Origin of the sequence: Maribacter forsetii DSM 18668 (genome assembly GCF_000744105.1) — a bacterium.
Taxonomy (GTDB): Bacteria; Bacteroidota; Bacteroidia; order Flavobacteriales; family Flavobacteriaceae; genus Maribacter; species Maribacter forsetii.
In genome coordinates, this window is record NZ_JQLH01000001.1 from 2,484,120 (window position 1) to 2,498,481 (window position 14,362).

Here is a 14,362-nt window from a genome sequence, read left to right on the forward strand (position 1 = left end):
CTAAGTATTCAGTACCTAAGGATTAAACGAAGGCAACTCTACTACATATGACTCTACTGATGTACCGTCTTCGCTACCGCTCCAATCAGAACCAAAAAGTACTCGTGTACCTGTGGGGCTAATAACCGCATGCGGTTCTCCCCAATAATCGAATTCATCTTCATCTGCTCTATGATGTCCTATTCTGTATACTTGAACATTACCTGGCTCAACACGAGCAATCACTAGCTCTTGATCTAACAATGCCTGACCATCTCCTTCAAAACCAATCATGGATGCAGCAATCCATCCCTGATTTTTATGGGCTACCGCAGAAATATGGGTTCCTGTTTTTGGATAGTCATATCCTAAATCTTCAGAAATTACAGGTAGACAATCACCTGTATTTAAATCATAAGCAATGATATTTCCTTGGCATCCGCCGTTTGGTCCGGCATTAAAACTTACAGAGAAACTTGTATCAGTACCATCTGCCATCTTTCCTAGACAAGAATGTTCTGCTTTACTCATATTCAATCTAGCTTTAAAGTTACCATTAGCATCATAAGATGAAACGTTATGATAAAAAAGGTTTCCGCTTGGTGCTGGCATTGCCGCTGTATAATTGACATCATCTAAATTGAAGGTAACTAATTCTTGTGTAGATATTCTATAAGAATATGCCTCGCTATTATCGCATCTAAATCCTATAACATCAGAATCCCAAGACATCATTTGCACATCATTACCCATACTAATACTTCCTGAGCAGTTAGAAACATCTTTAAGATTCACAAGAATATCTTTTGTACCTGATGATACTGTATATTTTATAAATTCAGCGGTAACGGCATCCAAATAATATAAAATATCAGGATTATTAAAATCCCAAAATAGCTGTTCTAAGTCGTCTGGTCGTACATCATCAAGATTCCGCATAAACTCATACGTGATACCATTAAGTAATTGATGTACTCCTTTAGTTTGATTATACAAAATCATTCTAGTTTCATCTGCATTCCATGCCTGTATAGTACTGTACATTGGTTTTATGACTCCACCTGTTCCGGCATTGGATATTCGCCTGATAATGGTCCCGAATGAAGGATCAACAATCGTTTCTAAATAGTTTGGTTTAGCAATATCTTGCATTGGGTGTGGCTCTAAGTCGTTCGCAGTTAGTTCTGTGGCTATGACTATGGAAGTTGTATTTTCATTAGTTGCTGGTTCTTGTTCTTCTTGTTCGGCCCCATCTTCATTGCCTTCAATTTCGGAATCATTATTTTCGTCAACAGATACGATATCTTCATTATTTGTACAAGCTATCATTGTAAAACCTATAGTAAATAACAATAGGTATGTTTTAAAATTTAGCATAGTCTTTTAATTTTGGGGTTGTTCTATGTACGTTTAGAAATACCGATTTAGTTGTTAAAACCATGATTTTTAGTAATTTAATCTCGTTTTATAAACTTTGATATTTAATTAAGAAGATGTTAAACAGATGAAAAGTATAGATTTACAGATAATTAATTTTTAAAATGAACAAGACACTTTTTGTACTAATTTTCACACTATATACTGGATATAATGATGTACTCTTTTCTCAGAATACTTTTGACTCAGATTCTATTGATAATCATTTGACTTCCATTTATAAAAAGTTTTGTGATAATAGACATGACTACGGTGGTAAATATGGGGAAGCTAGAGATACTATTTTAATACGATTTCAAAACACATTGGCTGAAACACTTAGAAAGGAATCTTTTTTAAATGTCAAATACGATTCGTTATCTGAATACATGAGGATAATTACATCAGAAGATCATAAACTAAAGATTTTTTCTTGGAATGAGTTTAGTGGTGGTACCTGGCATGTCTATAACTCTATGTATCAATATAAAGTAAATAATGAATTAGCCGTTGGTTTTCTTACAATCAAAACCGAAGATCATTATATTACAGATAATACAGAAGTTTACCACTATCAAACACATCTCATCGACAACGACAAATACCTAGTAAAAGCTTACGGAACACACGGTAGCGGTAAAGAGTTTTATATGTTCAGATTACTGAGTTATAATGACGGTGTTTTAAAAGATTGTTCTGGCTGCTTTAATGGTGATGATAAATTTTTCTATGAGATCACTAGAGGTTCAGATGAGTTGATACCTCAATACAACCCCAAAACCGAAGAAATAGCATTCCATGAATTAGTAGAGGGTTATATTGATGGAGACTTAGATTCCCCATCGGGATTCATGGATTCTACCGGTAAAATTCTAAAACTGAAGTATGAAAACGGTACGTTTATACCTCTTGAAGATTAATTCATTTTCAAATAACCACTTTACCTGTTTTTACAATATTAAATTTCGGCAGCTAATCTACACGCCTGATTTATTGCACGTTTAGCATCTAATTCTGCAGCAACATCGGCACCACCTATTACATGTACTTTTATACCGCTTGCCTGCAATGGTTCTAAAAGTTCTTTAAATGGTAACTGTCCTGCACAGATAACAACTGTATCTACTTCTAGTATTTTTTGCTCTTCATTTTGGGTATAATGCAAACCTTCATCATCAATCTTAGTATACTGCACTTCATTAATAAATTGTACATTTTTCTTTTTCAACGTAGAACGATGTATCCAGCCTGTGGTTTTACCAAGATTGCCACCAAACTTACCTTTGCTACGCTTAAACATAAAAATTTCTCTTGGTGATGGGTATATTTCTGACTGTATGTTCTCAATACCACTACGAGCCTCTAAGGTCTTATCAATTCCCCATTCTTTAAGCCAAGCATCGATATTTAAGGCTGTACTTTCCCCTTCATGGGCTAAATATTCAGAAACGTCAAAACCGATTCCGCCTGCACCAATAACGGCAACACGCTTGCCTACCGGTTTTTTCAATTTTAATACATCTATATAGTTTAGGACTTTGGGGTGGTCAACACCCTCAATTTTAGGAGTTCTTGGTTTTATTCCGGTCGCTACAATAACTTCATCAAAATTGCCATTTTTCAAGTCTTCTGCACTAACTCTGGTATTCAATTTTACAGTTACATTATGCAGCTCTAGTTGTTTATTAAAATAGCGAATGGTCTCGTAAAATTCTTCTTTACCCGGTATTTGCTTTGCCAGGTTAAATTGTCCGCCTATTTCTTTTTCGCCATCAAAAAGTGTAACATCATGCCCACGTTGTGCTGCTATTGTAGATGCTGCCAATCCTGCCGGTCCTGCACCAACAACGGCTATTCTTTTCTTTGTTTCTGTTGGGTTATAATTAAGAACTGTCTCATGACAAGCTCTTGGGTTTACTAAGCAACTAGCAACTTTTCGTTGAAAAACATGGTCTAAACATGCTTGGTTGCAACCAATACAGGTGTTTATCTCATCTGACTTATTCGCTTTAGCTTTGTTGACCCACTCTGGATCTGCTAAAAAAGGTCGCGCCATTGAAATCATATCTGCATGACCTTCTGCTAAAACTTGCTCAGCAGTTTCGGGCATATTTATTCTATTAGACGTAACTAACGGAATAGATAATTCTTCTTTCATCTTTTTGGTCACCCAAGTAAATGCCGCTCTAGGTACCGATGTTGCAATAGTTGGTATACGGGCTTCATGCCAGCCAATTCCTGTATTTATTATTGTAGCTCCCGCTTTTTCTATTTCTTTACCTAGGGCAACCACTTCTTGCCAAGTGCTTCCTTTTTCTACCAAATCTAGCATTGATAAGCGATAGATAATAATAAAATCTTGACCAACGGCTTCACGTGTTTGCTTCACTAATTCAATTGGTAAACGCATTCGATTTTCATAGCTGCCACCATAATTATCGGTACGTTTATTAGTTCTTTCAGCAATGAATTGATTTATTAAATAACCTTCAGAACCCATAATTTCTACGCCATCATAACCCGCTAGTTTTGAAAGTTTAGCCGAATTTACAAAATCACGAATGGTGCGATTAATACCGGATTTATTGAGCTTAAAAGGTTTAAAAGGGGAGATGGGGGACTTTATAGCGGATGGTGCCACAGCAAAAGGATGATACCCATACCTGCCTGCATGCAGTATTTGCATACAAATTTTACCACCTTCTTTATGTACGGCATCAGTAATGACCTTATGATGTTTAGCATGCTTTTTAGAACTCATACGTGCAGAGAAAGGACCTGTCCAACCCTGCACATTGGGCGCTATACCACCGGTTACTATTAACCCGACTCCGCCTTTTGCCCGTTCGGCGTAGTACGCTGCTATTTTCTCTATTCCATTTTTTTCCTCTTCTAATCCGGTGTGCATAGAACCCATTAAAATCCGATTCTTTAAGGTGGTAAATCCTAAATCTAAAGGCTCAAAAATATGTTTGTACTTGGTCATCTTACTACTAATTAAACTTAATTTACTATGCATGCATAATAGTTGAAGGTACGTTTTAAAAACTGAACATTTAATTTGTAGCGCTATTATTTTATCATATTGGTTTACAGATTATTTAAAATAGTGCCAAACAAGCGCCTTCAAAGTTCTTCAAAAAACTGAATTAAATACTATACTTTCTTAATTGGAACATATAAAAACCCCTATTGAAACTGTTGTTTCAATAGGGGTTTTTATTATAAACTCTTTAATATTACTCCTTACTTGCTTTTGCAAATTTATAAGTAACACCAATATTTAAACCAAATGAAGAATAAGGAACTTTTTGAGATAATTCTTTTGACGTATCCGTATTAGTATTGGATAACTCATCTACATAGGTGGTATTTCTATTTATGCCTTCTGGTAGATTATCAATAGAATAAAAACCACTAACGGCAACAGTTCCATCAGGAAGTTTAACATCTGTATTAAACTCTGAAATTTCAGAATCTTTACGCTTTAAACTAATACCGTAATACTCCACTTCTGCAAAAACACTAAAATTAGAATCTAGATCATACTTATATCCAAGTGCACCAACGAAACCTAAAGGAAAGTGTCCATGAAAGTCTTCTTTGTAGTTTGTTTCAGAATAAGAACCATTAGGCACACCTAGAGCTTCAGCTTCTTGCTCTGAAAAAACAGATTTTTGATAGATAACCCCCTCAGTTTTACCACCTAATTTTAATAAGGCTCCAAAACGACCATATATATTATTGGTGAACTTATATACTACAGATGCAGAAGCTCCAAAAGCACGTGCTCTTGCCACTGCATTTACTTCTGTACTTGGTAAATCTACCACAGATACATCTTGATCCGTACCATTTAAATACCCCACACCTAAATCAAAACCAAAAGAATCATCAAAGAAATAAGTTCCTCTAAGTTGAAAATTTGTTCCCTCACCATAACTTCCATAAGAGTTTTCCGTTGAAGAAGCATTAATGCGTTCTCCTAATTTCATGGTTGCGCTACCAATTGCATATCCAGAACTTGCAGATACCTGCCATTGTCCGTAAGATATAGAGCCTAATAAAATTGCTGCACACACAGCGATTAAATGTTTCATAATTAATGATTTATAAGTTGAAATATGTTTAAACTAATTTTTAACAAAGCAAAAAAAACTCACATAACCCTTTCATTAACAATGATTTACACTATAAAATATCAATGAATCACTAAGAGTCTAAATGTCACTTTTAAATTAGTCTATCAAAATTACTTTTTTAGGAAACCCCTACATATCGGAGTACATCCTTTAACATTCAAATTAAAATCTCTACCTTAATTCACCCTATATTTTATTAATCAATCAATTTTATAAGCTTAAATCAATCTTATATATAATTTTTTAGGAAATAACACGTATTCTCTCAATCCCTAATCAATAACTATTAAGATAATCACCTTATAATAACTAAGGTGTTTTAACTAAAAATAGCGCTTCCAAAAAATCAATATCCAGTTTTTAAAATTGGTTTATTCTATAAACGGACTGGCATATTTTTCATCGTTTATAAACTCATTATCCGTTAAGGTATTTAGAAAATCTACCAAGGCTTGTTTATCTGTATCAGACAAGTTTAATCGACGGACATTATTACCTTGGGTTAATCTATTATCTAGATTAGGATTATTTTGGACACCACTGTTATAATGTTCAATAACATCTTCTAAAGTTTCAAATCTACCGTCATGCATAAACGGTCCGGTTAAGGCTATATTTCTTAATGATGGCACTTTAAATTCACCTAACTCATTGTTGTTTCCTGTTATACCACCTACACCCGGATCTGTTATGGTAGCATCCAACCCATTGTTTCTTGCATCATCCCCAACAAATACATTGGTGGCATGACAATCAAAACATCGCGTTTGATTACTCATAAACAATTGCTTACCTCTATTTTCAGATGTTGTGAAATTGGGGAAATTGTCATCTATATCTTGTGTCTGAGCAAGTCCTTCATCAAATTTAGATTCGTAGGAAACCATTGATCTTATAAATTGTGATAATGCCAATGCTACGCGATTGCTTGTTATTGTTTCATCGCCAAAAGCATTTGTAAATAAAGCTGCGTAATAAGGTTGTTGTGTTAGTTTATCTTCAAGTTCAGGCAATGTTAACCCCATCTCAACCAAGTCCTGTATAGGTACTAAGGTTTGTGCTTCTAGGGTTGCGGCTCTTTCATCCCAAAAGAATCTTCCATTCTCATAAAACCTGGCATTTGCCAAACCCATAGAATTTCTTGAAGTCAACTCTCCATTAAACCCTGTACTTAATGCATTGGGATCAGAAAATCCGTTTTCTTGTATATGGCAAGAAGCACAAGAAACGGTGTTGTTCATTGACAGGTTCTTATCATAGAACAGAACTCTCCCTAAAGTTGCTCCATTATCTGTTGTAGCATTATTATTAGGAGTATTATCCTCATCTCTGACATCATTGTCAAAGAAAAAATCAGGTAAAAGAATATTGGCATAATTAAAAGGTGAATCAGGTAGGTTTAGAATGGAATCATCCATCTCCACAATATCTAATGTTTCTTCTTCTACCGTGGTATCATTTTCACTTTCATCTTCAACCAAAACTACTTCTTCCTCATCTTCAGGAATTTCTATATACTCATCTTTTGCACAAGAAATGATTATAAATGTCATTAGACATAAAGTGACAACATACTTTTTCATATTAAATTGATTTTAAAGGGATTTATAAAAATTAAAAAGTAGTTTATTGGCATTCTGGTCATTTAAATTTTGGTAGGGTAGAGGTTATATAATTGTAAAAGCTTCGCCAGAAATGGCGAAACCTTTACAATTAAGAGTTTAAGTTTAAAAATTTGGGGAAAGATTGAAACTGTTTATAGCTGCTGAAATTTCATACCCTAAACGAGCACCTTCATCGCTATCTGCTTGTATATGAACTCCCAATGGTATTCTAGAATATCCGTTTTCTTCTGCCATTTCAGAAAAAGAATTGAAGCTTCTAGAGTCGCTTCTAAATTCTGATCGACCTGCGTGGGTTCTGTCCGTGAAATTAATTGCATCACCACCAAATATGTCTATAAATACTCCAGATGCAACAGCTGCAAAGGTTGCATGACCTGAAGGGTAGGCTGGAAATGCAGGATTTGGAGATGAAATAAACCGTGCTAAATTCGTTTGAAAATCATCATTTATATATTCTAAAATATATCTACTTGGACGCTCCGTGTTGTAAGTATATTTATCATCCCAAGCCGAAACTGCTGCATCGTTCATGGCGAAACCCAATTTTAATAATAGCTCTAAAGTTTCTTCAAAATCTAAATCTTCTTGCTCAATAAGCTGATTTGCTATTGAAAACTGACGTCCAGGCGGACTCATCATCAACCCTTCTACATCATCTGACCAGAATTCTGAAATCCATAAATCTTCATTATCCGATAATCTTGCAGTTGTAGCAGAGATCTCCACTTCGTCCATTTGTTCATAATAACCACTATTTCTATTTTCATTATGATCAAAAGGCGGGGGAGTACTAGAGGTTTGTTCAGGAGAAATCACAAAAGTTCTAACTTGATTCCAATAAGGAAACCATGCACTTTCACCTTCAGAGGCAGCCCATAAACCAACTCCTACAGGTGCCACGTATGAGGCAGGATTAGGATCTAATTGTTGTGTTTCCGCAGCATTGTCCGTTTGACTATATGCAATGACCATTTCCGCTACCAATGCTCCCCACTCTTCAGAATCTTCTATTTCTTCTTGAGATAAATTTTCGGATAATTCTTCTGCCATTTCATTTTCCAAAGTGGCAATACCAGATTTAGCATTGTTGGATACACTGAACATAAAATGATCGAACACCAAAGCATAACAAGTGTTTAGTGCTAAATTTCTATCTACATTGGCAGGTCTATCATCTTGGTCTAGATTAAAACCTTGTAATTGATTTCTAGTAGATCCGTAACCATCCATATCAGCTACTGCTGTTTCATAACCAGCTAAATGAATATAAGCAAGTGCTCTTGCCGTAGTGTTAGGTCTTAATCCGTTGGTGTAACGATCTAATACTAACCACAGATCGTTCCAATCCGATATAAGCTGTACTGTCTCTTCTGAAGGATTTAAACCGTTGTTTCTATTGTTCTGTCTTCTAGCAGTCAACGAATCTTGTTCTACCGTATTAAGATCTTCTACTTCAGCATCGCTTAGTTCAAGCACATCAAGTTCATCTTTGGCACAAGCTTGTACTAAAATCACCGCTAGAATTATTATTAACCATCTTAATTGATTATTTCGCATAACATTTTTTGTATTAAGGTTACTGTTTAATTGAAGGCTTATTTATGCCTTTTCCTTAATACGATTAAGAGTTCGATTTACCCAACCCCTAATTTGAAAAAAAATAGAATTAGTTTTAGAATACTTTAAAATTGGTAAGATTAAATGGTGTTTTGTTTTAGTAGAACACTTAAAACTGTATGCTAAGTTGTAGGTTAGGAGCGAAGCCTATAGTTTTACGGTAGGGGTCATCTACCGGTGGCTCATTCTGAAATATGTTTACAATATTATCTTGGTCATAAAGATTCACAAATGACAACCCCACAATGCCCTTCCAACCTTTTTTAGCATTTGTGAATTCATATGTTGCTGATACGTCTAATTGATGCATACTAGGAAAACGATCGGTATAGCCAATATCCAAATCGCTTTGTGAAATTGAGCTACTACTATCGAAATTCGGTACTATTACAGGCATACCGGTAAAATAGCCCCAAGTTACCGCCAAATTAAAAGGATCTAAATGCCATAAAGCTGTAACATGTAAAATATGACGTTGGTCAAAAAATATCGGCAAGGTTTCATTAAAGTCCGTATTTACTTCACTTAACGAATAACTAAACAAGGTTTCAAAATTGTTCCATCTCTTTTTTACGAACAAATCTGCACCCATACTTTTCAACTTGCCTTTCTGTAGGTTGCTGGTATTGGTTTGTAAAGTTACATTGTTGGTATTTTTACTATACAATTCAAAATCTATTAACCAACCAGATTTGTTGTATAAGGCACCTAACATAGTCTGGTAGCCCTCAAGTACCGAAGTAGTTTGATCAGGAAGATACCAAAACTGAGTCTGATTATTAAAATCATCAAAATCGTCTCGAATCTTTTTTTGAATAAATTGATGAGATCGACCTACCGAAGTCTTCAAATAAAAGGCATCACTTGTCCTAACATTAACTGAAATTCTTGGGTCTGCATAAAACCTTTTATTAGGTTCGTAATAATCGGTATGCATACCAAAACTAGCCGTTATATTATCGTTCCAATTTTTATTGATCGATAAGAAAGCACTATGCGTTAATGCATCTTGATCTCTACGATTGTTTACACTATTCTCATCATTACGCTCATCAAACCTTAAACTATAATCAGTTAAGCTATATCCAGTTTCTAATTCGGTATTTTCGTTAAGCTGCAATTGAACTTCTGTTATAAGGCGTGTATCATCAATGGTGTTAGCGTATTTTTCAAAACTTGAACGTTCAGATGCTAAAAAGCCTTCACTTTTGTTATCGATGTATAATATAGATTTACTGATTCGTGCTTGGACTTTGAGTTTCTCTGACAAAGTGCCTTCCCATTTCATATTCATTCCCCAGTTATTCAACGATAAATCCCTGAAATCTTTATTGTCCTTATCCTCAGAATCTTCTAAGGTTGCCGATAAAATATTTTGAATATTTATGTAGCTGATCGTGGCTTTATGGTTCTCATTGATATCATAAACCAATTTTGAATTAATATCATAGAATCCAACTTTAAAATTTTCGCTATTGACCTTATCCGCAACATCTTCTAAACGACTACCTTGAAAATTTAGAATAGAAAAGGCGGTAAGTTTTGGAGAATTAATACTTGGGTAATTAGACCTACCGGCTACATATAAGGCAAGCTTATCTTTTACAATAGGAATTTTTGCCGTAGCACCGGCATATACAGTATTTGCTTGAACGTTATATGCTGTAGAGTCCGGTACAGTATTGCTTGTGGTAATATGTATTAGCCCCCCAACACGACCTCCCCATTTTGCAGAAAGGGTATTTCTTTGAATTTCAATTTCGTTAACTATTGTAGGATTATAGGGTGCTATAGCGCCATAAAAATGCCCGTTATGGTAAATGGGGATATCGTCAATTTCAATAAGTGATTGATCAAATGTACTTCCTCTAAAATTTAAACTTCCTGGTTTACCACTTGGCGTATGTACTCCCGGTATATTTTTAACTACATTAAAAACATCACCATCAGTTTCCCCTGCTAGTAAACCCAATGACCGCATATCTATATGAAAGGTATTATCACTGATCTTAGCGTTAACACCTCTTGTCAAATAATCGGTAATTTGAACTTCATTCAAATGAATCATAGCATGTTCTAAGCGCACAGGTGTTTTTAATGCATCCAACGCAGAAGCTATTATATCTAATTTGGAATAAAAGGAAGCACGTATATGAACCGAATCTAATGCGAATATATTCTTGATTGTATACCTTGAATTAATAGGATACAAAAAACGCTCTTCTCCCTTATTAATTTGAATGGTTATATTAGGAATGACCTCACTATTTTCTGCATCTATAACACTAAATGAAATATCATTTCTTATAGGCACAACCATATATGAGTTGATTCCGTCTTGAACAAATTTGACAGGAGCCTCTTCATTTATATTCGCTAAACAATTTTCTAACGATTCACAATCATGTGAAGAGGAGGGCAGTACAACTTGATCTAAAAGGGTATGGTTATAGATAAAATCTACATTGTAAGTGGCTTTTAATTCATCTAAAAAATCTACTAATTTTAAAGTAGGACCGTTTTGAGAAAATGATATACAAGGAGATAAAATACAACACCAACTAAGAACAAGAAACTGAAGTAATGTTCTCTTATGCTTATACATGGGTATCATATTATGCTTTATACGTTCAATACTATTCAAAAATAACGGTATTACCCTCTTGAAGCTCGTATTTTATTTCCATGGTGGTAAAAATGGTATTTAAAGTTTGTTTCAAATCTTTATGCGCTATTGTACCCGTAAACTGAAGTGTATCATACTTTTGCGGAAGATTTACATCTACATTGTAATAGCGTTTCACATCAGCTATAACTGTTTTTAGCGGAGTTCTATCATAGGTACTTAAACCATTCATCCATTCCGGACTCAAATATTGATGTTTGTCTTTTTTAAGTTTGCCATTTACTATAAATACACTTTGCCCTTTCGTAATAATTTCTGAATTGTTTTTATACGAAACTTCTATTTTACCTTCATAGCAATATACCGAAAACTCTTCCTCTTGTGTACTTATATTAAACTGTGTACCCAACACAGAAACTTGTGCCGTGGGAGTTTGCACCACAAAAGGAGCACCGCTAGTTACATTAAAAAATGCTTGACCTGAAAGAGTAAGCATTCTACTGTCTTCCCAATTATCTTTATAATATGTTATACTTGATGCAGCATCTAATTCAACCAAAGAACCTGTTGGCAGTTCAACTGTTTTACTCTCTGCAATTTTGGTAGCAATAGTAGTGGAACCAGTTGACGTGAAATACCAAAGCAGACTACAAGACAGTAATATAGCTACACTTGCGGCAATACGCAGCCAGTTTTTATTGCTCTTTTTTAATGGAACAACTGTCTTATTCTCTTCTTTTAATTTGGCTAAACCTGCCTCTAGATCAAATGGTTTTACCTTCCAGGTATCTATATCATCAATTACAGTTTTAAGCGCATCTAGTTCACCCGATTCTTTCAGTTGTTCTTTCTCCTCGTTACTTAAACGATCATCCATCCAACGGGCAATTAAATTTTTATCTTCTAAATGCTTGCTCATACTAGTAATACGTTTAAATAACTATTTAACCAACCTGCTAAATAGAAAAATCTTTAATTTCTGTAATACTGTTCAATTTTATTAATGCTTTTGAAATACGTTTTTCAATAGCTGTCTCGCTGACCTCTAGTCTAATCGCTATTTCTTTGTATGTCAGCTTATCTATTCTATTCATTAAAAAAGCCTCGCGTTGCTTTTCTGGTAAATCTGAAATAACGGATTCTAGTTTTAACTGAAATTCTTTTGTTCTTAATTTAAAATAAGGGTCTTCATTGTCTTGTTCCTTAACCAATCCTTTTTCAAATTTCAAAGCAACTTTCTTATTACGCAGCGTATCGATCATTAGATTTCTTGAAATACTATATAGAAAACTGGCTACCTTTTTATAAACGACGGTACTACATATAGACCACAATTTAACAAAAGAATCATGTACAATATCTTCTGCCCGTTGCATATCGCCAAACTTATAGTAAAGGTAATTTCGCAAACCTTCTGCATGGGTTCGATAAATGTTATTATAAACGCTCTCTTCGCAAACCGATGGTTCTTGCCCCATTCTTTAATATTAAATTCTAAAAGACCAATTATAAGGTCTATTACCCCAATATTAGTTATTGAAACTTTTAAATGCAAGATACTCTAAAGTAAACTACCCCAAGATAATACTCAAAGTATTCAAATCTTATCTATGGAGTATTGTTATGTGTTTATAATACTATTGAGATTAAGTTCTCAATTATAAAACCTTGTTATTTACGTAAAGGTCTTACCCCAATAAACAGTAACGTATACATAAATAAAAGCATTAGATACCATGTATTACTTACCAAATCCAAATAATCTATTTCCCCTTTAGAGAAGCTTAAAATCATTAAAACTTGTGCCCCATAAGGCAATAAACCTTGAAAAATACAGGCAAAAATATCTAAGATAGACGCTGTCTTTTTATTATCTAAATGATACTCGTCATTAATAGTCTTTGCAATTGGTCCGGCAATTATAATTGAAACGGTATTATTGGCTATTGCCATATTAATTGTACTCACTAATGTGGCTATACCAAATTGTGCCGATTTCTTATTTTTTATCAGCTTTCTAATATTGACCAATATAAATTCTATTCCGCCATTTCTTTCTACCAATGCCGCCAGTCCTCCGGTCAATAAAGACAAAAGAAATATTTCTGTCATGTTGGTAAATCCTGTGTAAGCAATTTTGGCGGATTCAATCAGAGTAAAATCTTGATAAACAATTCCTAATACAACTGCAGCTATAGCGCCTAGTAACAGCGTCACAAATACATTGACTCCAACAATAGACAGGGCAATCACCAATACATACGGTAAAATCTTTACAATATCATAATTATAAATCGTGTTTTCAGGTGCAACGGATTCTAACCCTAAGCCTTGAAAAATTAATATAGCAATGGTAAATATCGCTGCTGGCACAGCTATTTTAATGTTTTGTTTGAACTTATCGCTCATTTTACAACCTAAAGATTGGGTTGCCGCAATAGTTGTATCTGAAATGACAGATAAGTTATCACCGAACATACTACCGCCCAATAACGCCCCGCATAATATTGCCAGCTCTGCATTGCTTTCTTCTGCAAAACCTACTACTATTGGCGCCAAGGCTACGATAGCGCCAACAGAAGTTCCTGTTGAGACAGATAGAAATCCGGCAATGACAAAAATGCCCACATAGATGTATTGTATGGCTATTAGGTCTAAACCAAGATTTACAATGGCATCTACACTACCTGTTTCATTAGTAATTGCAGCGAAAGCACCTGCCAATAAATAGATAAGGCACATCGTCAATATCTTATCATCTCCACAACCTTTTAAAAGCGTATTGATTTTATCTGATATCGATTGCCTAAATAGTATGAACGCAACTACAATACCCACAATTACCGCAATAGGTGCGGGTAGGGCATAGAAATCATTTTGATAGATACCTACGCCTAAAAAGGTAAATACAAATACCAACAAAGGTATTAAGGCAGAAAATTTGGGGGTCATCTTTT

At 34.7% G+C, this 14,362-nt stretch carries 10 protein-coding genes; 1 reads left to right on the forward strand and 9 read right to left on the reverse strand.

All coding sequences use genetic code 11. From position 1 onward, the window contains the following. Positions 1–15 precede the first annotated feature (15 nt). Positions 16–1,356, reverse strand: coding sequence for a hypothetical protein (locus P177_RS10515; RefSeq protein WP_157486533.1), 1,341 nt, complete (start codon positions 1,354–1,356; stop codon positions 16–18). 164 nt (positions 1,357–1,520) lie between these two features. Between P177_RS10515 and P177_RS10520 the strand changes: the two genes are divergently transcribed. Beyond that, positions 1,521–2,315, forward strand: coding sequence for a hypothetical protein (locus P177_RS10520; RefSeq protein WP_036154568.1), 795 nt, complete (start codon positions 1,521–1,523; stop codon positions 2,313–2,315). A gap of 38 nt (positions 2,316–2,353) precedes the next feature. Here the strand turns inward: P177_RS10520 and P177_RS10525 are convergent, their stop codons facing one another. The 8 genes from P177_RS10525 to P177_RS10560 all read right to left on the reverse strand — a co-directional run bounded on the left by P177_RS10525 (position 2,354) and on the right by P177_RS10560 (position 14,357). Continuing rightward, entirely contained in the window at positions 2,354–4,381 is a 2,028-nt protein-coding gene (locus P177_RS10525) for an NADPH-dependent 2,4-dienoyl-CoA reductase (protein WP_036158207.1), read from the reverse strand. A gap of 253 nt (positions 4,382–4,634) precedes the next feature. Next, positions 4,635–5,495: an outer membrane beta-barrel protein gene (locus P177_RS19435; RefSeq protein WP_051941802.1), complete on the reverse strand. Its 861-nt coding sequence runs from the start codon at positions 5,493–5,495 to the stop codon at positions 4,635–4,637. Between the two features lie 413 nt (positions 5,496–5,908). Beyond that, positions 5,909–7,120, reverse strand: coding sequence for a cytochrome-c peroxidase (locus P177_RS10535; RefSeq protein ID WP_036154570.1), 1,212 nt, complete (start codon positions 7,118–7,120; stop codon positions 5,909–5,911). Between the two features lie 144 nt (positions 7,121–7,264). Beyond that, positions 7,265–8,719, reverse strand: a complete 1,455-nt coding sequence (locus P177_RS10540) for a vanadium-dependent haloperoxidase (protein WP_036154572.1) — start codon at positions 8,717–8,719, stop codon at positions 7,265–7,267. Between the two features lie 169 nt (positions 8,720–8,888). Beyond that, positions 8,889–11,384, reverse strand: coding sequence for a TonB-dependent receptor plug domain-containing protein (locus P177_RS10545; RefSeq protein ID WP_036154574.1), 2,496 nt, complete (start codon positions 11,382–11,384; stop codon positions 8,889–8,891). A 31-nt stretch (positions 11,385–11,415) separates the two neighbouring features. After that, positions 11,416–12,324, reverse strand: coding sequence for a FecR family protein (locus P177_RS10550; RefSeq protein WP_036154576.1), 909 nt, complete (start codon positions 12,322–12,324; stop codon positions 11,416–11,418). A gap of 37 nt (positions 12,325–12,361) precedes the next feature. After that, positions 12,362–12,883, reverse strand: a complete 522-nt coding sequence (locus P177_RS10555; protein ID WP_036154578.1) for an RNA polymerase sigma factor — start codon at positions 12,881–12,883, stop codon at positions 12,362–12,364. A 193-nt stretch (positions 12,884–13,076) separates the two neighbouring features. Continuing rightward, a complete protein-coding gene (locus P177_RS10560; RefSeq protein ID WP_245233025.1) occupies positions 13,077–14,357 on the reverse strand; it encodes a Na+/H+ antiporter NhaC family protein in 1,281 nt (426 codons plus the stop codon). Positions 14,358–14,362: the final 5 nt, after the last annotated feature.

What these genes read in the sequence shown, in the direction of transcription:
- P177_RS10525 (WP_036158207.1), bottom strand. Translation starts at nt 4,381, where the DNA reads ATGACCAAGTACAAACATATTTTTGAGCCTTTAGATTTAGGATTTACC.
- P177_RS10540 (WP_036154572.1), bottom strand. Translation starts at nt 8,719, where the DNA reads ATGCGAAATAATCAATTAAGATGGTTAATAATAATTCTAGCGGTGATT.
- P177_RS10520 (WP_036154568.1), top strand. Translation starts at nt 1,521, where the DNA reads ATGAACAAGACACTTTTTGTACTAATTTTCACACTATATACTGGATAT.
- P177_RS10545 (WP_036154574.1), bottom strand. Translation starts at nt 11,384, where the DNA reads ATGTATAAGCATAAGAGAACATTACTTCAGTTTCTTGTTCTTAGTTGG.
- P177_RS10555 (WP_036154578.1), bottom strand. Translation starts at nt 12,883, where the DNA reads ATGGGGCAAGAACCATCGGTTTGCGAAGAGAGCGTTTATAATAACATT.
- P177_RS10550 (WP_036154576.1), bottom strand. Translation starts at nt 12,324, where the DNA reads ATGAGCAAGCATTTAGAAGATAAAAATTTAATTGCCCGTTGGATGGAT.
- P177_RS10515 (WP_157486533.1), bottom strand. Translation starts at nt 1,356, where the DNA reads ATGCTAAATTTTAAAACATACCTATTGTTATTTACTATAGGTTTTACA.
- P177_RS10535 (WP_036154570.1), bottom strand. Translation starts at nt 7,120, where the DNA reads ATGAAAAAGTATGTTGTCACTTTATGTCTAATGACATTTATAATCATT.
- P177_RS10560 (WP_245233025.1), bottom strand. Translation starts at nt 14,357, where the DNA reads ATGACCCCCAAATTTTCTGCCTTAATACCTTTGTTGGTATTTGTATTT.
- P177_RS19435 (WP_051941802.1), bottom strand. Translation starts at nt 5,495, where the DNA reads ATGAAACATTTAATCGCTGTGTGTGCAGCAATTTTATTAGGCTCTATA.